Annotated in this window: 24 protein-coding genes; 14 read left to right on the forward strand and 10 right to left on the reverse strand. The window is 58.5% G+C overall.

All coding sequences use genetic code 11. The annotated features are described in order from the left end of the window. The 3 genes from HB780_RS15095 to HB780_RS15105 all read right to left on the reverse strand — a co-directional run bounded on the left by HB780_RS15095 (position 1) and on the right by HB780_RS15105 (position 2,647). Positions 1 to 1,191, reverse strand: a complete 1,191-nt coding sequence (locus tag HB780_RS15095; RefSeq protein ID WP_183693091.1) for an amino acid ABC transporter permease — start codon at positions 1,189 to 1,191, stop codon at positions 1 to 3. Positions 1,192 to 1,287: 96 nt separating this feature from the next. Beyond that, the gene (locus tag HB780_RS15100) at positions 1,288 to 2,313 is read right to left on the reverse strand and encodes an amino acid ABC transporter substrate-binding protein (protein WP_183693093.1); all 1,026 of its coding nucleotides are present in this window, start codon (positions 2,311 to 2,313) and stop codon (positions 1,288 to 1,290) included. Positions 2,314 to 2,389: 76 nt separating this feature from the next. Continuing rightward, a complete protein-coding gene (locus HB780_RS15105; RefSeq protein ID WP_183693095.1) occupies positions 2,390 to 2,647 on the reverse strand; it encodes a hypothetical protein in 258 nt (85 codons plus the stop codon). Between the two features lie 37 nt (positions 2,648 to 2,684). Here HB780_RS15105 and HB780_RS15110 point away from each other — a divergent pair, with 37 nt between their 5' ends. Next, a complete protein-coding gene (locus HB780_RS15110; protein ID WP_183693098.1) occupies positions 2,685 to 3,875 on the forward strand; it encodes a cystathionine beta-lyase in 1,191 nt (396 codons plus the stop codon). Here HB780_RS15110 and HB780_RS15115 read toward each other — a convergent pair whose 3' ends face one another. Together HB780_RS15115 and HB780_RS15120 are read right to left on the reverse strand one after the other, a co-directional pair. Beyond that, on the reverse strand, positions 3,876 to 5,039 hold the full coding sequence (locus tag HB780_RS15115) for an FAD-dependent monooxygenase (RefSeq protein WP_183693100.1): 1,164 nt from the start codon (positions 5,037 to 5,039) through the stop codon (positions 3,876 to 3,878). 29 nt (positions 5,040 to 5,068) lie between these two features. Next, the gene (locus tag HB780_RS15120) at positions 5,069 to 5,314 is read right to left on the reverse strand and encodes a zinc-finger domain-containing protein (RefSeq protein ID WP_007693387.1); all 246 of its coding nucleotides are present in this window, start codon (positions 5,312 to 5,314) and stop codon (positions 5,069 to 5,071) included. Between the two features lie 201 nt (positions 5,315 to 5,515). On the opposite strand from HB780_RS15120, the gene HB780_RS15125 reads away from it, so the two are divergent. Beyond that, on the forward strand, positions 5,516 to 6,298 hold the full coding sequence (locus HB780_RS15125; protein ID WP_183693102.1) for an alpha/beta fold hydrolase: 783 nt from the start codon (positions 5,516 to 5,518) through the stop codon (positions 6,296 to 6,298). Between the two features lie 9 nt (positions 6,299 to 6,307). Here the strand turns inward: HB780_RS15125 and HB780_RS15130 are convergent, their stop codons facing one another. After that, positions 6,308 to 7,108, reverse strand: a complete 801-nt coding sequence (locus HB780_RS15130) for an enoyl-CoA hydratase-related protein (RefSeq protein WP_183693104.1) — start codon at positions 7,106 to 7,108, stop codon at positions 6,308 to 6,310. A gap of 76 nt (positions 7,109 to 7,184) precedes the next feature. Here HB780_RS15130 and cysE point away from each other — a divergent pair, with 76 nt between their 5' ends. From cysE to clpA, 5 genes are all read left to right on the forward strand, one after another. Continuing rightward, the gene (cysE, locus tag HB780_RS15135; RefSeq protein WP_183693106.1) at positions 7,185 to 8,048 is read left to right on the forward strand and encodes a serine O-acetyltransferase; all 864 of its coding nucleotides are present in this window, start codon (positions 7,185 to 7,187) and stop codon (positions 8,046 to 8,048) included. Positions 8,049 to 8,176: 128 nt separating this feature from the next. Then, positions 8,177 to 8,383, forward strand: a complete 207-nt coding sequence (locus HB780_RS15140) for a DUF3126 family protein (protein WP_183693108.1) — start codon at positions 8,177 to 8,179, stop codon at positions 8,381 to 8,383. 381 nt (positions 8,384 to 8,764) lie between these two features. After that, on the forward strand, positions 8,765 to 9,133 hold the full coding sequence (locus HB780_RS15145) for a phasin family protein (protein WP_183693110.1): 369 nt from the start codon (positions 8,765 to 8,767) through the stop codon (positions 9,131 to 9,133). 289 nt (positions 9,134 to 9,422) lie between these two features. After that, positions 9,423 to 9,776 carry an ATP-dependent Clp protease adapter ClpS gene (clpS, locus tag HB780_RS15150; RefSeq protein ID WP_183697151.1) on the forward strand — a complete coding sequence of 118 codons (354 nt, stop codon included), beginning with the start codon at positions 9,423 to 9,425 and terminating at the stop codon, positions 9,774 to 9,776. Positions 9,777 to 9,786: 10 nt separating this feature from the next. Continuing rightward, positions 9,787 to 12,315, forward strand: a complete 2,529-nt coding sequence (clpA, locus tag HB780_RS15155; protein ID WP_183693112.1) for an ATP-dependent Clp protease ATP-binding subunit ClpA — start codon at positions 9,787 to 9,789, stop codon at positions 12,313 to 12,315. 119 nt (positions 12,316 to 12,434) lie between these two features. Here the strand turns inward: clpA and HB780_RS15160 are convergent, their stop codons facing one another. The 4 genes from HB780_RS15160 to HB780_RS15175 form a co-directional block, all read right to left on the reverse strand. Further along, the gene (locus HB780_RS15160; protein WP_183693114.1) at positions 12,435 to 12,863 is read right to left on the reverse strand and encodes an HIT family protein; all 429 of its coding nucleotides are present in this window, start codon (positions 12,861 to 12,863) and stop codon (positions 12,435 to 12,437) included. A 143-nt stretch (positions 12,864 to 13,006) separates the two neighbouring features. Further along, on the reverse strand, positions 13,007 to 14,194 hold the full coding sequence (locus HB780_RS15165) for a GNAT family N-acetyltransferase (protein WP_183693116.1): 1,188 nt from the start codon (positions 14,192 to 14,194) through the stop codon (positions 13,007 to 13,009). After that, entirely contained in the window at positions 14,191 to 14,922 is a 732-nt protein-coding gene (locus HB780_RS15170; RefSeq protein ID WP_183693117.1) for a glycerophosphodiester phosphodiesterase, read from the reverse strand. Before HB780_RS15170 ends, HB780_RS15165 begins: the two co-directional genes overlap by 4 nt. Then, on the reverse strand, positions 14,922 to 15,389 hold the full coding sequence (locus HB780_RS15175) for a RidA family protein (RefSeq protein WP_183693119.1): 468 nt from the start codon (positions 15,387 to 15,389) through the stop codon (positions 14,922 to 14,924). The genes HB780_RS15170 and HB780_RS15175 overlap by 1 nt, the downstream gene beginning before the upstream one ends. Positions 15,390 to 15,524: 135 nt before the next feature. Between HB780_RS15175 and HB780_RS15180 the strand changes: the two genes are divergently transcribed. The 7 genes from HB780_RS15180 (at position 15,525) to HB780_RS15210 (ending at position 21,694) form a co-directional block, all read left to right on the forward strand. Beyond that, positions 15,525 to 16,349: a cell envelope integrity EipB family protein gene (locus HB780_RS15180; RefSeq protein WP_183693120.1), complete on the forward strand. Its 825-nt coding sequence runs from the start codon at positions 15,525 to 15,527 to the stop codon at positions 16,347 to 16,349. Positions 16,350 to 16,549: 200 nt separating this feature from the next. Then, positions 16,550 to 17,320: a 30S ribosomal protein S2 gene (gene rpsB / locus HB780_RS15185; RefSeq protein WP_183693122.1), complete on the forward strand. Its 771-nt coding sequence runs from the start codon at positions 16,550 to 16,552 to the stop codon at positions 17,318 to 17,320. A 273-nt stretch (positions 17,321 to 17,593) separates the two neighbouring features. Further along, positions 17,594 to 18,520, forward strand: a complete 927-nt coding sequence (tsf, locus tag HB780_RS15190; RefSeq protein WP_183693124.1) for a translation elongation factor Ts — start codon at positions 17,594 to 17,596, stop codon at positions 18,518 to 18,520. A gap of 151 nt (positions 18,521 to 18,671) precedes the next feature. Further along, on the forward strand, positions 18,672 to 19,394 hold the full coding sequence (gene pyrH, locus HB780_RS15195) for a UMP kinase (RefSeq protein ID WP_047454696.1): 723 nt from the start codon (positions 18,672 to 18,674) through the stop codon (positions 19,392 to 19,394). A 54-nt stretch (positions 19,395 to 19,448) separates the two neighbouring features. Continuing rightward, complete coding sequence (frr, locus tag HB780_RS15200; RefSeq protein WP_183693126.1) at positions 19,449 to 20,009, forward strand: ribosome recycling factor; 561 nt, start codon at positions 19,449 to 19,451, stop codon at positions 20,007 to 20,009. 105 nt (positions 20,010 to 20,114) lie between these two features. Next, a complete protein-coding gene (locus HB780_RS15205) occupies positions 20,115 to 20,861 on the forward strand; it encodes an isoprenyl transferase (RefSeq protein ID WP_183693128.1) in 747 nt (248 codons plus the stop codon). Beyond that, positions 20,861 to 21,694 (forward strand): phosphatidate cytidylyltransferase, encoded by an 834-nt coding sequence (locus tag HB780_RS15210; RefSeq protein WP_183693130.1) that lies wholly within the window; start codon positions 20,861 to 20,863, stop codon positions 21,692 to 21,694. The genes HB780_RS15205 and HB780_RS15210 overlap by 1 nt, the downstream gene beginning before the upstream one ends. Position 21,695: the final 1 nt, after the last annotated feature.

A 21,695-nucleotide genomic window follows, 5' to 3' on the forward strand; every position in this document is an offset into this window, starting at 1 on the left:
TTATCTCTCCACCAGAGCCATCTTGGCATTGAACCAGTTCATGAACAGCGACGTTGCGATGCTCAAGGCGAGGTAGATGATCATCCATATGATGACGACTTCGACCGCGCGGCCGGACTGATTGAGGATCACGCCGCCGACGGCGACGAGATCGGCGTAGCCGATGGCGATGGCGAGCGAAGAGTTCTTGATCAGGTTGAGATATTGGCTCGTCAATGGTGGAATGATAATGCGCATTGCCTGCGGAATGACCACGAGTCTGGTGACGGCCGACGCGTGAAGGCCGAGTGCGCCTGCCGCTTCCGATTGGCCTTTTGCTACACCGAGAATACCGGCGCGCACGATTTCGGCAATGTAGGTCGCGGTGTAAAGAGACAACGCCAGGAGAAGTGCGATGAACTCAGGTCCCACAACGGACCCGCCCGTCAGGTTGAATTTGCCGGCAACTGGATAATCGAAGGAGAGAGGCAGGCCCGCCGCAAGGAAGGTCAATAGCGGCAAACCGATCAATACGCCGATCGATACCCAGATCGTGTGGAATTGCTGGCCGGTCGCCGCCTGGCGCTTGTGTGCCCACCGCGCCACGAAAAATACCACAGCGAGGGCGACGAGGAAGGCAAGGCCGACGGCCCACATGCCCGCGCCGAAAATCGGGCTTGGAAAGGCAAGGCCGCGATTGCTGAGATAGGCGGAGAATGGCAGATGCACGGCGTCGCGGGCCTGTGGCAGCAGCACCAGAACGCCGCTGTACCAGAAGAAGATAACGAGCAAAGGCGGGATGTTGCGGAAGATTTCGACATAGGTCTGGGAAAGCTTCGCGATCAGCCAATTCTTCGAAAGTCTACCGATGCCGATGATGAAGCCGACGATCGTTGCGCCGACGATGCCAACTGCTGAAATAAGAAGTGTATTGAGCAGGCCGACGAGGAGCGCTTGGGTATTGGTGGAGTCGCTTGAAAAGGGAAGCAGCGTTTGTCCCAGATTGAAGCCAGCACGGCCTTCGAGGAAGCCAAAGCCGAAGGAGCGGTTCAATGCGTGCAGATTGTCGATCGTATTCTCGATGAGGAACCAGCCGACGGCCACGAGAATGACGAGGGTGAGAGCCTGATAAAACACACCCCTGACTTTGGGATTGTATAGTGCTGATACGAATGATCGCTCGCCCTCAGGCGAATTTACGGTAATTGCCATGCAGAATTTTTCCCCAGTGTGCCTGTTTCAGGCTTGTTTTCTTGAGGCGAGAAAGGCGGCAAGCCGCCTTTCTCCAAAAATCGAGCCGTTCGCGGGTTAGCGGACCGGCGGTGCGTATTGAATGCCGCCCTTGCTCCACAGTGCGTTCAGGCCGCGAGCGATCTTCAGCGGGCTGCCGGCGCCGATGTTGCGGTCGAAGACTTCGCCATAATTGCCGACGCCCTTGATCACGTTATAGGCCCAGTCGTTGGTCAGGCCGAGGTCGGTACCGATCGTCGAACCCTGCTCAGCGCCGAGGAAGCGCTTGATGTCCGGGTTCGGCGAAGCCTTCATCTCGTCGAGGTTTTTCTGCGTGATGCCGAATTCTTCGGCGTTGATCAGCGCGTAAGCGGTCCAGCTGACGATATCGAACCACTGCTCGTCGCCCTGGCGAACGGCCGGTCCAAGCGGCTCCTTGGAGATGATCTCCGGCAGAACGACGTTATCGTCGGGGTTCTTCAGCGTCAGGCGCAGCGAATAGAGACCGGACTGGTCGGTGGTGTAGACGTCGCAACGACCAGAATCGTAGGCAGCGTTAACTTCCTCCAGCTTGTCGAAGACCACCGGATTGTACTGAAGGTTATTGGCCTTGAAGTAGTCAGCGAGGTTGAGTTCCGTTGTTGTTCCGGACTGGACGCAGACGGCGGCGCCGGAAAGCTCGAGAGCCGACTTCACGTTCAGTTCCTTGCGAACCATGAAGCCCTGGCCGTCATAATAGGTGACCGGACGGAAGTTGAGGCCGAGAGCCGTATCGCGGTTGATGGTCCAGGTCGTGTTGCGCGACAGCAGGTCGACTTCGCCGGATTGCAGCGCGGTGAAGCGGTCCTTGGAGCTGAGGGGTGTGTACTTGACCTTGGTCGCATCTCCGAAAACAGCCGAAGCGACGGCCTTGCAGAAGTCGACGTCAAAACCGGCCCAGTTCCCAGTTGCATCTGGCTGTGCGAAGCCAAGAAGGCCCGTGTTCACGCCGCATTGGACGAAGCCCTTGGCCTTAACGTCGCTCAGCGTCGATGCCGACGCGCCAGAAACGCTGTATGCCAATGCTGCCGCTCCGAGGAATGCGGACAGAGCAATCTTTTTCATCTTTCCCAACCTTTGTCTCTTGTTTTATAATTAAAATGTATCGCTCCCGAAGCAGGTTCTCGAAGAACCGTGTTCCTCACTCTCCCGGTGCGAGTAGTCCTATCTCATTCGTAAATGCATTTCGGGTCAAGACATTGCCCGAATTATTGAGGAATATTCCGGCATTTTTGCTCTCGGCGGCTTTAAAATGGGCAATTGGCTTCAGTTTAGGCAGTGTTTTGTCGAGAAATGCACGAAAACGGCGTAAAATTCCGTCGTTTTGGTATTTCTGTAGGTGGTAATAGTAGGAACTACTGAACCATTCGGGGTTGACCCCGCCAGACTTGGCCGCCACAAATCGAAATCCCACAGCGCCAAAGGCATATCCAGGCATGAAAGACAAAGACACACCGCTGCAAAACGCCGGCATCAATACGCGTTTGACCCACATCGGCTATTCGCCCTCGGATTATCACGGCTTCGTCAATCCACCGGTGGTTCGTGCGTCCACGGTGCTGTTCCGCGATGCGCGGACCATGGAGACGCATGATCAGAAATATACCTACGGCACGCGCGGCACGCCGACGACGGATGCGCTCTGCGAGGCGATCGATGCGCTGGAGGGGTCGGCTGGAACGATCCTCGTGCCGTCGGGGCTTGCAGCGGTCACCGTACCTTTTCTTGCCTTTTTGTCCGCCGGCGATCACGCGTTGGTCGTTGATTCGGTCTACGGGCCGACGCGTTTCTTCTGCGACACGATGCTGAAGCGTCTCGGCGTCGAGGTGGAGTATTACGATCCTCTGATCGCCGCCGGCATCGAGCAGTTGATCAGGCCGAATACCAAATTGGTGCATACCGAGGCGCCGGGCTCCAACACTTTTGAAATGCAGGATATTTCCGCGATCTCGACCGCCGCTCACAGGCATGGCTGCGTCGTGACTATGGATAATACCTGGGCGACGCCGCTCTATTTCAAGCCGCTTGATCATGGCGTCGACATCTCGATCCATGCGGCGACGAAATATCCGGCCGGTCACTCCGACATTCTGATGGGAACGGTCTCAGCCAATGCGGCGCATTGGAAGCAGTTGCTGGACGCCCACGGTCAACTCGGCATCTGCGGCGCGCCGGATGATGCCTATCAGGTGCTGCGAGGCTTGCGCACCATGGGTGTGCGGCTGGAGCGGCATCAGGAAAGTGCGCTTGCCATCGCACAGTGGCTCGAGGGCCGGGAGGAGGTCGCGCGCGTCTTGCATCCAGCCTTGCCGAGCTTCCCGAGCCACGCGATCTGGAAGCGCGACTTCAAGGGATCGAGCGGCATCTTCTCCTTTGTGCTCGCCGTCGACAGTCCGGAGAAATTCAAGGCCAAGGCGCATGCCTTTCTCGATGCGCTCCGGATTTTCGGTCTCGGCTATTCCTGGGGCGGTTTTGAAAGCCTTACATTGCACGTCAATCTCAAGGACCGACGCGTCACCAAGGCGCCAACGGAAGGGCCGGTGCTGCGTCTTCAGATCGGGCTCGAGGACGTCGCCGATATCAAGGCAGATATCGAAAAGGGCTTTGCGGCCGCCAAAGAGGCCTGATCAGCCGATGGCGCGGTAGCCGTAGATCCAGTCCATGTCCGCCGCGAGGCTTTGCGGCGGGCGCATGGATAGAACCAGATCGCGCGCCAGCCGCACGGGGCCACGGGCGTGATAGGCAAATTTGTTGAAGGCGGCGCGCTGGCGCAGGCGCGCGATGCGTGGCGCGCGGTGTCTTTCAAAAAGATCGAGCGCTTCGCCGAGGGGGCGTGAAGCCACCATGCCGGCAAGCTCGAAGGCATCCTCGATCGCCATGGCGGCACCCTGGGCCGCAAAGGGCATCATCGCATGCGCTGCATCGCCGATGAGGACGAGATCCCTGCCATTATGCCAGCGCCCGACGCTTGCTTCGTAGAGCGGCCAGAAGCTTGCCTGCTCCTGCTGTTCCAGCACCCTTGTGATTGCGCTGTTCCATCCCGAAAAGCGGCGCAGCAGATGATCGCGCTGTGTCTTGGTGCCGTTGGTATTCCAGTCGTGGCTCGCACTACTTCCGGCGGTATTTGCCACGATGTTGAAGGCGGATTTTTCCCGAATCGGATAGCTGACGAGATGCGCGGAAGTACCGAGAAACGCGGTAACGCTTGCTCTGTCGAGGATGGAGGGAGCCAGTGCTTCGGGGATGGTAAAGCGCCAGGCGATGTTGCCGGAAAAAATAGGAGAGGGGCCGCCGGGCACCAGCGCGCGCGCCTTCGACCAGACGCCATCGGCGCCGATAATCAGATCCGGCTTATCGCCAACGGTCGCATCAAGCGCTTGCCGGTTCGTTGCGTCGATTTGCCGACCGAGATGCAGCGTACAGAGTGGATTGGCAATTGCCGCGTCAAGAAGCGCCTTTTGCAGCGTGGCGCGATGCACCGCCCCATAGGGCGAGCCCCAGCGCTCTTTGGCGAAGCTGCCGCAGGGAACGGATGCTATCAGCCGGAGAGATGCGCCGGAGACCAGCCGCACTTCCTTCGGCTCCAGCCAGACAGGCAGGAGCGCATCAAGTACGCCAAGCGTGTCGAGAATGCGGGAGGCATTTGGGGAGATCTGCAGGCCGGCGCCGACCTCGGTCAGCGCTTCGGCCTGTTCGAAAATCTCAGAGCGAATGCCATGCCTCGCCAGCGCCAGCGCCGCCGTGAGGCCGGCTATCCCGGCACCGATGATCGCGGCGCTCTTGATCGGCATTCAGCTATGTCCGATCCGGTCTCGTAGAATCAGGCGGCCTTGAACTGGAAAACGCAGCCGGCCGGATTGGTCTGGTCCGCCTTCAGCGACGGATTGTAGCGATAGAGTGTCGAGCAGTAGGAACAAACCTTCTCGCTCTCGTCACCCAGATCGATGAAGATGTGCGGATGGTCGTAGGGGACCGAGGCGCCGGTGCACATGAATTCCTTCACGCCGATCTCGATAACGCGGTGACCGCCGTCGTTCTGGAAATGCGGAATATTGTGGCCGGCCATGATGATCTCCGAATACGTCTTGCCCTGGATGGCATGAATGTTGCGCCAGACTTGGTAGCCCTTCTTTATAATCCTTCTTGGCGATTGTGTAGTGCGAAAGTCCGGCTCGACGCACAGATTTTCGCAGGCGCGGGGTTCACCTGATATCGCCGATAAAATAAGGTCCTGGGCCAAAGAGACGATGTTTGCAAAGACCTTGCCATGAATCTGAATGTCCCCGCCTTTTCTCACTTCACCCATGATGGGTTGAAGCTCGCCTATTTCGACGAGGGCGATCCAAACGGTCCGCCGGTGCTGCTGATTCACGGATTTGCCTCAACCGCGATTGCCAATTGGGTCAATCCGGGTTGGCTCAAAACGCTCGGGGATGCGGGCTACCGCGTCATCGCCATCGACAATCGCGGCCATGGAGCCAGCGATAAATCCTACGATGCCGATGCTTACCATCCCTGGATCATGGCCGAGGATGCCGTCGCTCTGCTCGATCATCTCGGCATTCCCGAGGCTCATGTCATGGGCTATTCCATGGGTGCGCGCGTCTCGACCTTTCTGGCGATGGCGCATCCTGAGCGCGTTCGATCTCTGGTGCTCGGCGGTCTCGGCATCGGCATGGTCGATGGTGTCGGTGATTGGGATCCGATCGCCGATGCGCTGCTGGCGCCGTCGCTGGACGATGTCACGCATCAGCGCGGCCGCATGTTCCGCGCCTTCGCCGATCAGACCAAGAGCGACCGCCAGGCGCTGGCCGCCTGCATCAAGGGCTCGCGCGATCTCGCTGCCAGAGAAGACATCGCGAAAGTCGAACAGCCGACGCTGATCGCCGTCGGTACCAATGATGACATTGCCGGCTCGGCGCAGGAACTCGCCGCGCTGATGCCGCATGCCGAAGTGCTGGATATCCCGAACCGTGATCATATGCTTGCCGTTGGCGACAAGCTGTTCAAGAAAGCCGTCCTGGAGTTTTACGAGCGGCTGGCCGGTTGATGGATCAAGTCACTTCCCGGTGAAATGTGGTTTCCTCCGCGCGGCGAAGGCGACTCGACCTTCGGCATAGTCGGCGCTATCGAACGTCTCGGCGCCGATAATCTCCGCCTCGCGCAGAAGGTCGCTATCCTGTTCGACGACGGCCCGCACCGCAAGCTTCGAGGCATGCAACGCGATCGGCGCATTGGTGGCGATCGCATGGGCAAGCGCCGAGACCTCGCCGTCGAAGGCATCGGCTGCGATCTCTTCCAGCAGGAAGCCGGCCGCAACCATCTTGCCGGCCGGCATCGGCGCGCCGGTGAACAGGGCGACCTTGGCCATCTGTGGTCCGAGCGCATTGACGATATCCTGCACCGCATCGGCGGGGTAGGCGATGCCGAGGCGGACGGCGGGTACCGAGAAGCGCGCGCCTTCCTCGGCGACGCGCAGGTCGCAGGCGGCTGCGATGCCGAAGCCGCCGCCGTAACAAATGCCGCGGATCGCCGCGATCGTCGGCACGCGGCAGTGGCGGATGGCTGTGAAGGCGGCGCTGTTCAGCGCCTCGTAGGCGATGGCGGTTTCCGCATTCTTACGCAGGCTGTCGAATTCGCTGATGTCGGCGCCGGCGGAAAAGTCGCCCGCAGCGCCGCGAATGACGATCACATGTGCACGAGCTTTGTCGGTCAGAATGCGGATGGCTTGGGGTATGGCACGCCACATTGCTGCGGTGACGGCATTCTTGCGGTCGGGATTGTCGATGGTGAGAGTGCCGACGGCATCGCTGCAGCTTGCACGCAGGAGGCCGCCGGCAAAATCATGCTCGAAACTCATACGCGCCTAACCCATTTATGTTGTCGGACTTTTACTCTATATAATGTCCTACCAATAGGAAATCAGGAGACCGCCAATGGTCGCAGCAATGGACATTCGCCCGATCGAAGGCTTAGGTTCGGTCAAGGTCGTCGATCCCATCTGGGACAGCATGCGCGAGGAAGCCCGCGCCGCTGCCGATAGGGATCCGCTTCTGGCCGCCTTCCTCTATTCCACGATCATCAATCACCGGTCGCTGGAAGAATGCGTCATCTATCGGATCTGCGAGCGTCTCGATCATCCGGACCTGCAGGGCATTCTGCTGCGCCAGACTTTTGAGGAAATGCTGTCCGACTGGCCGGAATGGGGCTCGATCCTGCGTGTCGATATCCAGGCCATCTATGACCGCGACCCTGCCTGTTTGCGCTTCCTGGAGCCGGTTCTCTATTTCAAGGGCTTCCATGCGCTCCAGACCCATCGCCTGGCGCATTGGCTGCTCAATCGCGGCCGCCGCGATTTCGCGCTTTATCTGCAGAGCCGCTCCTCCAGCGTTTTCCAGACCGACATCAACCCGGCCGCGCGCATCGGCAAGGGCATCTTCCTTGATCATGCGACCGGCCTGGTCGTCGGCGAAACCGCCGTCATCGGCGACAATGTCTCGATCCTGCATGGCGTCACCCTCGGCGGCACCGGCAAGGAAGGCAGCGACCGTCACCCGAAGATCGCTCACGGCGTGCTGATCGGCGCGGGTGCGAAAATTCTCGGCAATATCCAGATCGGCCATTGCTCGCGCATCGCTGCCGGTTCGGTAGTGTTGAAGGAAGTACCGCCGAAGACGACGGTGGCTGGCGTGCCGGCCAAAGTGGTGGGGGAAGCCGGCTGTTCGGAGCCCTCCCGCTCCATGGATCAGCTTCTCGCCGAGAAGATCATCGTCGACCAAATCATGGGCGCCGGAATCTAAGGAAAATCCTGTTTGATGTTCAGGGTTTTGCGCCGCCAGCCAAGGTGGAAGGCGCGTTTCCGGTCTTTACACTGCCGCTTTTCCTATGCAAGAAGCGGCCAACCTGAGATTCCTCGCGGAGATAAATTGTGAAGCCTGACGAAATCAAGAAGCTCGACGCCTATTTCAAACGCACGCTCAACCCGCAGATGGTGGTCAAGGCCCGGCCGCGCAAGGACGATTCCGCGGAAGTCTATCTCGGTGAAGAGTTCCTGGGCGTTGTCTATATCGACGACGAGGACGGCGACCGTTCCTACAACTTCTCCATGGCAATCCTGGACATGGATCTCCAATAGAGACTTCGATTTCCGATAGTGTCTGATTTCGCAGAGAGTCGCATTTCATCGAAATGCGACTCTTTTTTTGAGTAATCGCTCGTAAGTGATGCAAATACTCGTGATTTCGAGCTGAGTTCAGTCTGGTTTTGGCGGAAGTCGGGATTTTTCCAGCAAGGGCGAATTTTTCTCGCAAAGCCTGCAGTTGCAACTTGCTTGATATATATTAGTAAAATCAGACGGATGCCTCGAGGCCGCTCTGGCCATCGCTTCATCTTAATTGGAAATGCAATCTTAAATAGATATTGCAACGCACAAGACTACTTGACTATTTGTGCGCTGCATTTAAATTTTCCCTCGCTAGACCGATTATCGGCCAATCAGCAAAGGGACGGAGATAACATGTTCAATTTCGATGAAGCCAATAATAAGGGCAAGGAAGCGATCGACACGGCGCTGAAGAACTATTCCGAAGTTAACAAGGGTTTTCAGGCGATTGCCGCTGAAACCGCGGAATATTCCAAGAAGTCGTTCCAGGATGGCGTTTCTCATTTCGAGACGCTGGCCGGCGTCAAGAGCTTTGAAGCCGTTTTCGAACTGCAAAGCAGCTTCGTGAAGTCCTCTTATGAAAGCTTCGTTGCCGAGGCGACAAAGCTGGGCGAAATGTACGCCGATCTCGCCAAGACTGCTTACAAGCCTTTCGAAGCGCCGATTGCCGCTGCCACGAAGGCTACTGGCAAAGCTGTCGCCTCGGTAGCGCCTGCCGCATAAGCGCTTCACCTGGCGCTGGTAATTTCCGGAAAGACCGGCTGCGCGAGGCGTAGCCGGTCTTTTGCGTTTCCGATTGCCGGTTTCAGGTCGGTTGCGGCCGCGACTTTTTTGATCATTGCCCGTTTTGACAACGAATAGTGATTGCAGTGTTCGGCAGGGGGCTTAAAATCGCGTCAATATGAACTACGTTAGAGGTTCGGATATCCGGCCCGACCGAGTCAGTTAGCCAATCCAGTTTACCAAGTCCGAATGCGATAGCTTCTGCCGGATGATTTGAGGAATGAATGAAATGATCGCTGAGCCGATCCGGATGCAAAAAGACGGCGAAAGGAACGGGGATAACGGCAATCGCGGGACCTCGGTAATTACACGCACCAAGGCCAAGACCAAGAAACCCAATCTCTACCGCGTGCTGCTTTTGAACGACGACTATACGCCCATGGAGTTTGTGATCCACATCCTGGAGCGTTTCTTCCAAAAGGATCTCGAGAGTGCCACCCGCATTATGCTTCTTGTCCACAACCACGGCGTCGGCGAATGCGGGATATTTACATATGAAGTAGCCGAAACGAAGGTGAGCCAGGTGATGGATTTTGCCCGGCAGCACCAGCATCCGCTGCAATGTGTTATGGAAAAGAAGTGAGGATCTGAACGTGCCAACATTTTCGCCTAGTCTAGAGAAGGCGCTGCATCAGGCACTGACCTACGCGAATGAGCGGCATCACGAATATGCCACGCTGGAACATCTGCTATTGGCTTTGGTTGACGACGCCGATGCCGCAGCTGTGATGGGCGCGTGCAATGTTGATCTCGACGCGCTCCGTAAGACGCTGACTGAGTACGTCGATAATGAACTTTCAAACCTGATCACTGGTTATGACGAGGACTCGAAGCCCACTTCCGGCTTTCAGCGCGTCATCCAGCGCGCGGTCATCCATGTCCAATCCTCGGGCCGCGAGGAAGTGACGGGCGCCAATGTTCTCGTCGCGATTTTCGCGGAACGGGAAAGCCATGCGGCCTTCTTCCTGCAGGAGCAGGAAATGACCCGCTATGACGCGGTCAACTATATTTCTCATGGCATCGGCAAGCGTCCGGGGGCCTCCCAGACCCGTGCGCCGCGCGGCGCCGAAGACAGCGAATCCGAGAGCAAGCCGACCTCCCGCGGCGAGCCGGAGGAGGGTAACAACAAGAAGCAGCAGGACGCGCTGAAGGCTTACTGCGTCAATCTCAACGAGAAGGCCAAGAACGGCAAGATCGACCCGTTGATCGGCCGTCATTCGGAGGTCAACCGCACCATCCAGGTGCTGTGCCGCCGTTCGAAGAACAATCCGCTCTACGTCGGCGACCCCGGCGTCGGCAAGACGGCGATCGCCGAAGGTCTTGCCAAGCGTATCGTCGAGGGCAAGGTTCCAGAAGCTCTGGCCGATGCCACGATCTTTTCGCTCGATATGGGTACGCTGCTCGCCGGCACCCGTTATCGCGGCGATTTCGAGGAGCGTTTGAAGCAGGTCGTCAAGGAACTGGAAGAATATCCCGGCGCCGTGCTGTTCATCGATGAGATCCATACCGTCATCGGTGCCGGCGCGACCTCCGGCGGCGCAATGGATGCGTCGAACCTCTTGAAGCCGGCCCTGTCTTCGGGCGCAATCCGCTGCATCGGTTCGACCACCTACAAGGAATACCGCCAGTTCTTCGAGAAGGACCGGGCCTTGGTCCGCCGCTTCCAGAAGATCGACGTCAACGAGCCGAGCATCGAGGATGCCATCGAAATCATGAAGGGCCTGAAGCCCTATTTCGAAGAGTATCATCACCTGCGCTACACGAACGACGCCATCAAGTCGGCGGTCGAGCTGTCGGCTCGATATATTTCGGACCGCAAGCTGCCGGACAAGGCGATCGACGTCATCGACGAAACCGGTGCGGCGCAAATGCTGTTGCCGCCGTCGAAGCGTCGTAAGCTGATCACCGAGAAAGAAATCGAGATCACGGTCGCCACCATGGCCCGTATTCCGGCGAAGACGGTGTCCAAGGACGACGAGATGGTTCTCGCCAACCTTGAACAGGAGCTGCGTTCGGTTGTCTACGGCCAGGATACGGCGATCGAGGCTCTGTCGACGGCGATCAAGCTTGCTCGTGCAGGCCTGCGCGAACCGAACAAGCCGATCGGCTGCTACATCTTCTCCGGCCCCACGGGCGTCGGTAAGACGGAAGTCGCCAAGCAGCTTGCTTCGTCGCTCGGCGTCGAACTGCTGCGCTTCGACATGTCGGAATATATGGAGCGTCACACGGTTTCCCGTCTGCTCGGCGCACCTCCCGGCTATGTCGGCTTCGACCAGGGTGGCCTGCTGACCGACGGTGTCGATCAGCATCCGCACAGCGTCGTCCTGCTCGACGAAATCGAGAAGGCGCATCCGGATATCTTCAATATCCTGTTGCAGGTCATGGATCATGGCTCGCTGACCGACCATAACGGCAAGAAGATCGACTTCCGCAACGTCATCTTGATCATGACGACCAATGCGGGCGCATCGGAAATGGCCAAGGCTGCGATCGGCTTCGGCTCTGCCAAGCGTACGGGCGAAGATGAAGAGGCTCTCAACCGGCTCTTCACTCCGGAATTCCGCAACCGTCTGGATGCGACCATTCCGTTCGCTCCGCTGCCGACCGTTGTCATCCACAAGGTCGTGCAGAAGTTCATCATGCAGCTGGAAGCACAGCTTTCCGAGAGGAATGTTACCTTCGATCTGCACGAGGACGCGATCGCTTGGCTCTCCGAGAAGGGCTACGATGAAAAGATGGGCGCCCGTCCGCTGGCGCGTGTCATCCAGGAAAACATCAAGAAGCCGCTGGCCAACGAAATCCTCTTCGGCAAGCTGAAGAAGGGTGGCGTGGTCACGGTCACCGTCGGCAAGAAGGAAGACGGCACGACCGGTATCGTGCTCGAATCCGTCTCCGAAACCGCACGCATCCGGCCAAAGCCGGAGGCCGAGGTGGTCGATGCGGTGGTCGAGGTTGAAGAAGATGACGGCGATACCGTCAAGACCCGCAGCCGCGTCGGCAAGGCCGGGACTGCTTCGGACGCCCGCCGCTCGCCGAAGACGGCACCCGCCAGCGATGGCGATGTGCAGGAGGGCAAGTCGCCGCGCAAGGGCAGCACAGTACCGAAAGTGCCGCGCAAGTAGGCCGCAATCGACCGCTTAAGAAAAAACGGCTGCATTGGAAACAATGCAGCCGTTTTCATATGCTTATGACGTATATCTCATAAAGAGATTTAGCAGTTACGATCGCCTTCGGCTGAAACTCAGCCCAGAGCCTCGATAATCTTCTTGGCGTTCTCCGCCAGGATCGCACCATCCTCCATCTTCCCCGAATGCGGCTTCAGCGCGATGCCTTCATGGCGCGGAATGACGTGGAAGTGCAGATGGAACACCGTCTGGCCGGCGGCCGGCTCGTTGAACTGGGCGATATAGACGCCATCAGCATCGAAAGCCTCCTGAACCGCGACGGCGATCTTCTGGACGGTCGTGATCAGATGCGGCAAGGCGGCCGGATCAGCATCCAGCAGGTTGCGCGACGGAGATTTCGGTAGCACCAGCGTGTGGCCAGGCGACTGCGGCATGACATCCATGAGGGCGATCGTGTGCTCGTCCTCGTAGACGCGGACAGAGGGGATTTCGCCCTTCAGGATCTTCGCGAAGATGTTGTTCGTGTCATAGGCCGGGCTGGTCATGAAGGGTCTCCTCGTCTTCCGATTATGGTTGTGCTGAGCAGCTAGAACGTTTCTACTCCTCACGGAAGCGTAGAAACGTTCTATCTCTTTGTTTTTACGCAATTCCGGACGGAAAACCGCAGCGCACTTTTCCTGGAATTGCTCTAGTTATCTTGCCGCTCGCCTTTGCGGAAGGGGCTGTGTTCCGTCAGGATCTCGCTCATCTCTTCCACTTGCTCACGCTCTTGCTTCAGATAGTCGGCAACGGCGCGGCGCAGGCCCTGATGGCCGATATAATGCGCCGAATGCGTGATAACAGGCAGGTAGCCGCGTGCGAGCTTGTGTTCGCCTTGCGCGCCGGCCTCGACCCGCTTCAGCCCCTTGGCCAGCGCGAAATCGATCGCCTGATGATAGCAAACCTCGAAATGCAGGAAGGGATGGTCCTCGATGCAGCCCCAATGCCGGCCATAGAGCGCGTCGCCGCCGATGAAGTTGATGGCGCCGGCGATATAGCGGCCCTCACGCTTCGCCATCACCAGCAGGATGTCGTCGGCCATGCGCTCGCCGATCAGCGAATAGAATTTGCGGGTGAGGTAGGGCCGGCCCCATTTGCGGCTGCCGGTATCCATATAGAAAGTAAAGAATTGGTCCCATATGTCTTCGGTCAAGTCGCTGCCGGTCAACCAGTCGATGCTGATTCCGTCCTCGAGAGCGGTGCGGCGCTCCTTTTTCAGCGCCTTGCGCTTGCGGGACGCCAGTGTTTCCAGAAAGGCGTCGTGATTGGCGTAGCCGTCATTGATGAAATGGAATTGCTGATCGGTGCGATGCAGGTAGCCATCCGTCTCAAAGACGGAAACCTCGTCCTCCGGCAGGAAGGTGATGTGGGCGGAGGAGACGCCGATCTGTCGGGTCACTTCCTTCAGGCTTTCGGCCAGCGCCGGCTGGATCGCGTTGCGATTCTGACCTTCGGCGACCAGCAGCCGTGGGCCAGTCGCCGGCGTGAAAGGAATGGAGCATTGCAGCTTCGGATAATAACGCCCGCCCGCCCGCTCAAAGGCGTCGGCCCAGCCATGATCGAAGACATATTCGCCCTGGCTGTGATTCTTGAGATAGCCGGTGACGGCGCCGATCAGCTCGCCGCTATCGGTCTCGAGCAGCAGATGGTTGCCAAGCCAGCCCGTCCTGTCGGTTGCGGAGCCGGACTCCTCCAGCGATGACAGGAAGGCATGCGAGACGAACGGGTTGTACGGCAGCAGCGTACCCGTTCTCGATGCCCCGGCGAGCCTGGACCAGCTCTCCGGAGCAATATTCTTGAAGGAACGTTCTACGCGAATGGATAATTCGTCTGTCATGAAATGAGGGGTGGACTTTCCCTTGGATCAAAACCTTCGAAGGTCATTTGGTCTGCGTTGGCAAATGTGTGTTGACGGGCCGCTTCGTCGCGCACGGTCCAGGTGATAACCGGAATGCCGCGCTGGCGCTGCGCCGTGATGAATGGGTTCGGCAGATGGCCATAGAAATACGAGATGAAGTCTAGCCCAAGCTGCATGGCTTCGTCATGCTTAAAAAATGTCTCGGGCTTATTTCCGTCCGCCGTCAGGCCGACCGGGTAGGGGGCATCGAGCGCCTTCAGGTCCTTGAGCAGCCAATGGTCGAAGCTCATCAGCGCCACAGGACCCTTGTAGCCGTCCAGCACCTCGAGCACGGTTTCCGCAAAGCCTTCGTCGTCGCCTTCGCGGCCCTTGAGCTCGAGTACCAGCGGCACCTTGCTGTCGCAGAGCCGCAGGAGTTGCTTCAGCGTCGGGATCTTGTCCTTTGTGCCGCCGATCGACAGCAGGCCGAGTTCGCCCGACGTGCGGTCGCGCACTTCGACGGGAAGATTGCAGACGCGCTGCAGGTCGTCATCGTGAAAGACGACGGGGACGCCGTCCGAGGCATAGTGCAGATCGCATTCGATGGCAAAACCTGCCTCGATCGCCCGGGAAAAGGCTGAGAGCGTGTTTTCCCAAACCTGCTTGTTCATGTCGTGGTAGCCGCGATGGGCGACGGGGCGTTCGGTCAGCCAGGCAATCTTGCTCATTATGCAATTTCCAGGATGGCATCGATCTCGACGGCGGCGTTGAACGGCAATGCGGCCATGCCGACGGCGGCGCGCGCATGCTTGCCGGCTTCGCCGAGTACATTTGCCAGAAGATTGGAGGCGCCGTTGATCACAAGATGTTGTTCGACGAACTCTGGCACCGAGGCGACAAAGCCGTTCAGCTTGATCAGGCGCTTGATACGGCTGAGATCGCCGTCCAGGGCCGCTTTCGCCTGAGCGAGGATATTGATGGCGCAAAGCTCAGCGGCGCGTTGGCCACCGGCAACGTCGACATCCTTGCCGAGATGGCCGGCGACGCCGATCTTGCCGTTTTCCATCGGCAGCTGTCCGGAGAGATAAAGAAGATTGCCGCTGATAACATAAGGAACATAATTCGCAGCCGGCGCGGCGGCTTGCGGCAGGACAATGCCAAGCTCCTTCAGACGGACCTCTATAGCGTTGGACATTTTCATCTCCCGTTTTGTTGTAAAACTGTCAAAAATCCGGCATCAAGATTATATTCCCATAATAGGGACCGGCGGCCTCGTTTTAGCCGAAAGCGTTCTTATAACATCGCGTGCGAGTCCAACAGGAGATAATGAATGTTCCGCTCGAGTCTTGCCGCCGTTGTTGTTTCGAGTTTAGGCGTCGCATCTCTGGGCGTACCCGCCCATGCGGCCGGTCCGAGCGGGTTGATCGCGCATCGCGCCGTCTACGATCTCGAGCTCAAGGACGCTACCGACCGCTCCGGCATTGCCGGCATGTTCGGCCGCATGGTCTATGAATTCGACGGCTCCGATTGCGCCGGTTTCACCACCAATTTCCGCTTCGTCACGCAGATCGACACCGGCGACGCCACGCGCGTCAGCGACCAGCAGACGACCACGTTCGAGGATCTCGACAAGCGCACATTCCGCTTCGAGACGAAGTCCTATACCGACAATCAACTGGATAAGGACGTGCGCGGTGCTGCGGCGGACGATCAGAAGGGCATTAAGGTTGATCTGACCCAGCCGCAGGCAAAACAGATCGAACTCATCCAGAGCCGGTTTCCGACGGAGCACATGCTCGACATCATCCACAATGCCAAGCTGGGCAAGAATTTCTTCGAGGCCCAGGTTTTCGACGGTTCAGATGACGGCGACAAGCCGTTGCTCGCCACCACCGTCGTCGGCAAGCAGGAAACGCCCGCCACCGACGATCCCGATGCCGACAAGGCAGGGGCCTTCGCCAAGACATCGTTCTGGCCGGTGACCGTTGCCTATTTCAATGAGAAGTCCAAGGGCGATGCCATACCGGTCTACCGCATGTCGTTCAAACTCTATGAAAACGGCATCACCCGCGATCTCACCATGGATTACGGTGACTTCGTGCTGACCGGCAAACTCTCCAAGCTGGAAGTGCTTGACGCCAAGGCCTGCCAGTAAAGCATCGGGCTAACGCGGCCCAAATCGCTCTTTTTCTGCCTCGCCCTTGCATTCGCGGTGAATCGAATGTATGGCCAGCCGCATTCCACACGTAAGGCATGGGATTGTCCGGGAGAAATCCGGATCGTTCCGCCCGGTGGCATCCTCGAAGAGGGTGCTGTTTGCCTTGCGGAGGTTCAACCGGAAAAGGATTCAAAGGCATGGCATTGCCCGATTTTTCTATGCGTCAGCTTCTGGAAGCTGGCATTCACTTCGGCCACCAGACACATCGCTGGAACCCGAAGATGAAGCCGTACATCTTCGGCGATCGTAACAACATCCACATCATCGACCTTGCCCAGACGGTTCCGTTGCTGAGCCGTGCTCTTCAGGTCGTTAGCGACACCGTTGCCCGTGGCGGCCGCGTTCTGTTCGTTGGCACCAAGCGTCAGGCGTCTGAACTGATTGCCGACAGCGCAAAGCGCTCGGCTCAGTACTACGTCAACGCCCGCTGGCTCGGCGGCATGATGACCAACTGGAAGACGATTTCGAATTCCATCCAGCGTCTGCGCAAGCTCGACGAAATCCTCAACGGCGACGCCCAGGGCTTCACCAAGAAGGAACGTCTGAACCTTGAGCGCGAGCGCGAAAAGCTGGACAAGGCTCTCGGCGGTATCCGCGATATGGGCGGCACCCCGGACCTGATGTTCATCATCGACACCAACAAGGAAAAGATCGCGATCGACGAAGCCAAGCGCCTCGGCATCCCGGTCGTTGCCATCATTGACTCGAACTGCGATCCGGACCTGATCGACTATCCGATCCCGGGCAACGACGACGCCTCGCGCGCCATCGCTCTCTACTGCGACCTGATCGCACGCGCTGCCATCGACGGCATCGCTCGCCAGCAGAGCGCATCCGGCCGTGACCTCGGCGCTTCCATCGAAGCTATGGTCGAGCCGACCCTGGTCGAAGGCGGCACCGAAGCCTGATCACGCCCCGCGGCGGACAGACACTTGTCCGCCCGAGCGTATTGACATCCGGGATAAGGCCGTTTGCGACTTTCAGGAGTTCGAGCGGCCTTGTTCTGTTTAGGATGGCGAGTTGCCTGGGCGATGAATCCAGGCGTGTTCCAATCAAGAATTCCACGGTATGATGCAGCTTCATAACGCTGTCATACTTACGAGTACATTTCGTCCCTCAAATCGGTGCCGCTTTGGCTCAAAGCCGCATGCCGCACCGTATGAACCGACAAGAGGAAGCTTATGACCGAGATTACGGCTGCACTGGTGAAGGAACTGCGCGAAAAGTCTGGCGCGGGCATGATGGACTGCAAGAAGGCGCTGATCGAAACTAACGGCGATATCGAAGCTGCTATCGACTGGCTGCGCGCCAAGGGCATATCCAAGGCCGACAAGAAGTCCGGTCGTACCGCCGCTGAAGGTTTGGTTGCTATTGCCGGCGCCGGTCACAAGGCCGTTGTCGTCGAGCTCAACTCCGAAACCGACTTCGTTGCCCGTAACGATGCCTTCCAGGAACTCGTTCGCGGCATCGCCGAAGTTGCCCTGTCCACCGACGGCACGGTCGAAGCCATTTCCGCTGCGACCTATCCCGCATCCGGCAAGCCGGTCGTCGACACTATCAAGGACGCAATCGCAACCATCGGCGAGAACATGACGCTTCGTCGTGCCGCTAAGCTGGAAGTCGAGCACGGCGTCGTGGCAACCTACATCCACAACGCTGCCGGCGACGGTATCGGCAAGCTCGGCGTTCTGGTCGCCCTGAAGTCGGTCGGTGACAAGGCCGTTCTGACGTCGATCGGCCGCCAGGTTGCCATGCACATTGCTGCTACCAACCCGCTGGCTATCCGCGCCGATGACGTCGATGCGGCAGTCGCCGAGCGCGAACGCAACGTCTTCATCGAGCAGTCCCGCGAATCCGGCAAGCCGGAAGCAATCATCGAAAAGATGGTGGAAGGCCGCATGCGCAAGTTCTTCGAGGAAGTCGCTCTTCTCTCGCAGGCTTTCGTCATCAACCCGGACCTGACGGTCGCTGCTGCCATCAAGGAAGCTGAAAAGACCGCCGGTGCCTCGATCGAAGTCGTCGGTATGGCGCGTCTGCTGCTCGGCGAAGGCGTCGAGAAAGAAGAATCTGACTTCGCCGCTGAAGTCGCCGCCGTGGCCAAGGGCTGACCATCGAATTCGTTTCGTCTGTTGACGAAACGAAACCATACCCCAGATAGGTGAAACCATATCCGGGAAAACCCGTGGGCATCGCGTGACAACGCGATGCCCTTCGTGTATCCGGCTTTCACAATCTTCCCCGCGATCACTTCAAGGAGCCATGATGTCTCAGCCGATCTACAAGCGTGTGTTGCTCAAGGCCTCTGGCGAAGCTCTGATGGGCAGCCAGGGGTTCGGTATCGATGTGACCGTCTCTGACCGGATTGCCTCTGATATTGCAGAAGCGCGCGCAATGGGCGTCGAAGTTGGCGTCGTCGTCGGTGGCGGCAATATTTTCCGCGGCGTCGCAGTGGCCTCCAAGGGTGGCGACCGCGTAACCGGCGATCACATGGGCATGCTGGGAACCATCATCAACGCGCTGGCGCTGGCGACGTCGCTGCGCAAGCTCGATATCGACACCGTCGTTCTGTCGGCTATCTCCATGCCGGAGATCTGTGAGAGCTTCTCGCAACGCGCCACGCTCTATCACCTCTCGCTTGGCCGTGTGGTGATCTTTGCCGGCGGCACCGGCAATCCCTTCTTTACCACTGATTCAGCCGCAGCTTTGCGTGCCGCCGAAATGGGCGCCCAGGCGATCTTCAAGGGCACGCAGGTCGACGGCATCTATTCCGCCGATCCGAAGAAGTTCCCGGATGCGACTCGCTTCGAACAATTGACCCACAGCCAGGTGCTGGAAAAGGGGCTCGCCGTCATGGATGTGGCCGCTGTGGCGCTGGCGCGGGAAAACTCCATTCCGATTATCGTCTTTTCCATTCATGAAAAGGGCGGCTTCGCGGAAATCTTGACCGGCGGCGGCCGCAAGACCATCGTATCAGACAATTGACGTTCCTGTGGCACCGGACCTTCCCGGCGCCGCCTATTAGACGGGAGTATAAACATGAGTGAAGGCACTGACCTCAAGGAATTGAAGCGCCGCATGGACGGCGCCATTGCGGCATTCAAGAGCGACATCGCGTCGCTTCGCACCGGGCGCGCGTCCGCCAACATTCTCGACCCGGTGACGATTGACGCCTATGGCTCGCGCATGCCGCTGAATCAGGTGGCAAACATCACGGTTCCCGAACCGCGCATGCTGTCGGTCTCGGTCTGGGACAAGTCGATGGTCGGCGCGGTCGAGCGTGGCATCCGCGAATCCAATCTCGGTCTCAATCCGATCATCGATGGGCAGAGCCTGCGAATTCCGCTGCCGGAGCTTAACGAGGAGCGTCGCCGCTCGCTGGTTAAGGTCGCCCATGAATATGCCGAGAAGGCAAAGGTGGCGATTCGCCATGTTCGTCGCGACGGCATGGACGGTCTCAAAAAGGCCGAAAAGGACAGTGAGATCGGTCAGGACGAAAGCCGCTCCTTGTCCGAGCGTGTGCAGAAGATGACGGATGAAACGATTTCGGATATCGACCGCTTGCTAGTCGACAAGGAAAAGGAAATCATGCAGGTTTGATTTCAGTCTGGGGCATCGCGCTTTCGATCACGAGATATTGAAAGCGGCGAGGGTGCTCTAGATTAAGAGGCCAGAACCTTTCCTGCCGAACAAAACTGGACCCATATGTCACTTCCGACCTTCTCTGCCATACCTGAACACGTTGCCATCATCATGGATGGCAACGGGCGATGGGCCAATGCACGCGGCCTGCCGCGAACCATGGGTCACCGTAAGGGCGTGGAGGCGGTGCGCGAAACCGTGCGGGCAGCCGGCGACATCGGTGTAAAATATCTGACCCTTTTTGCCTTCTCGTCGGAGAACTGGCGTCGACCGGAGACAGAGGTGAGCGATCTCCTCGGTCTCCTGAAGGCATTTATTCGGCGAGACCTTGCCGAATTGCATCGCCAGAATGTCCGTATCCGCGTGATCGGCGACCGCAACAATCTGCGCGGCGACATCTTGCCATTGTTGATCGAGGCGGAGGAGACCACCAGGGACAACACTGCCCTCACGCTGGTCATCGCCTTCAACTACGGTTCGCGCGATGAAATCGCCCGCGCCCTCGTCAGCCTTGCCAGGGACGTCGAGGCTGGGCGGCTGCGCCCGCAGGACATCAGCCCCGAACTGGTCGGAGCCCGCCTGGACACGGCCGGAATTCCCGATCCGGACCTTATCATCCGCACCAGCGGTGAAGAGCGGCTGTCGAACTTCCTGCTCTGGCAGGCCGCCTATTCGGAATTCATGTTCATGCCGGAATACTGGCCGGACTTTAGCCGCGACCTCTTTTTCTCCGCGCTGGAAAAATATGCCGCGCGCGATCGGCGTTTTGGCGGTCTTTCCGCCAAGCAGGCGGCGGCCGTGGGGTCTTGATGAGTCGCGAACTCAGGCTGCGCATTATTTCTGGCATCATTCTTGCCGCAATCGTTCTCGTTGCCACCTGGTACGGCGGTCTGAGCTTCCGTCTGCTGGCGGTGGCGATTGGCTTGCTCGTCTATTATGAATGGTCGACAATCTCGGATCTTCATGGCCAGGATCCGCAGGGCAACGCGCTTGCCTGGCTGGGGCTGGTGTTGATTTCCGGCGCAACGCTGATGGAAGAATCGGTTTATTCCGTCGAGGTGCTGTTCGCTTTTGTTGCGGTGACCGCGATCATGGTCGCCATGCGCGGTAAAAGCTGGTGGCTGCCCGGCGGAATATTCTATGCCGGGTTGACCGCCATCGCCCTTGCGGAGATCCGCGACGATGACCTGCGCGGCTTCGTGCTGATGCTGTTCATCTTCGCCACAGTATGGGCGACGGATATTTTCGCCTATTTCGTCGGCCGTGCCATCGGCGGACCAAAGCTTGCGCCACGCATATCACCGGGCAAGACATGGTCGGGCGCCATCGGCGGCGCAATCGCCGCCGTGGTTGCCGGAACTGCCGTCGTCTGGAGTTATTTCTCTGCAGATGGTTTATGGATTCCGGTGCTCGCGCTGGTGCTGTCGATTTGTAGCCAAACCGGCGATTTATTCGAGTCTTTCATGAAGCGCCGCTTCGGCGTCAAGGACTCCAGCCACCTGATTCCCGGCCATGGCGGTGTCATGGATCGAGTCGATGGACTAATTTTTGCTTGTTTTGCGGCGTTCATGTTGGCTATCGTGATATCGCTGACAATGAGCGGCGAGACCATGTCATTGGGCAGTGTCCTGCTCGGTGTATGAA

Source organism: Rhizobium lusitanum, assembly GCF_014189535.1.
GTDB classification, from domain to species: domain Bacteria; phylum Pseudomonadota; class Alphaproteobacteria; order Rhizobiales; family Rhizobiaceae; genus Rhizobium; species Rhizobium lusitanum_C.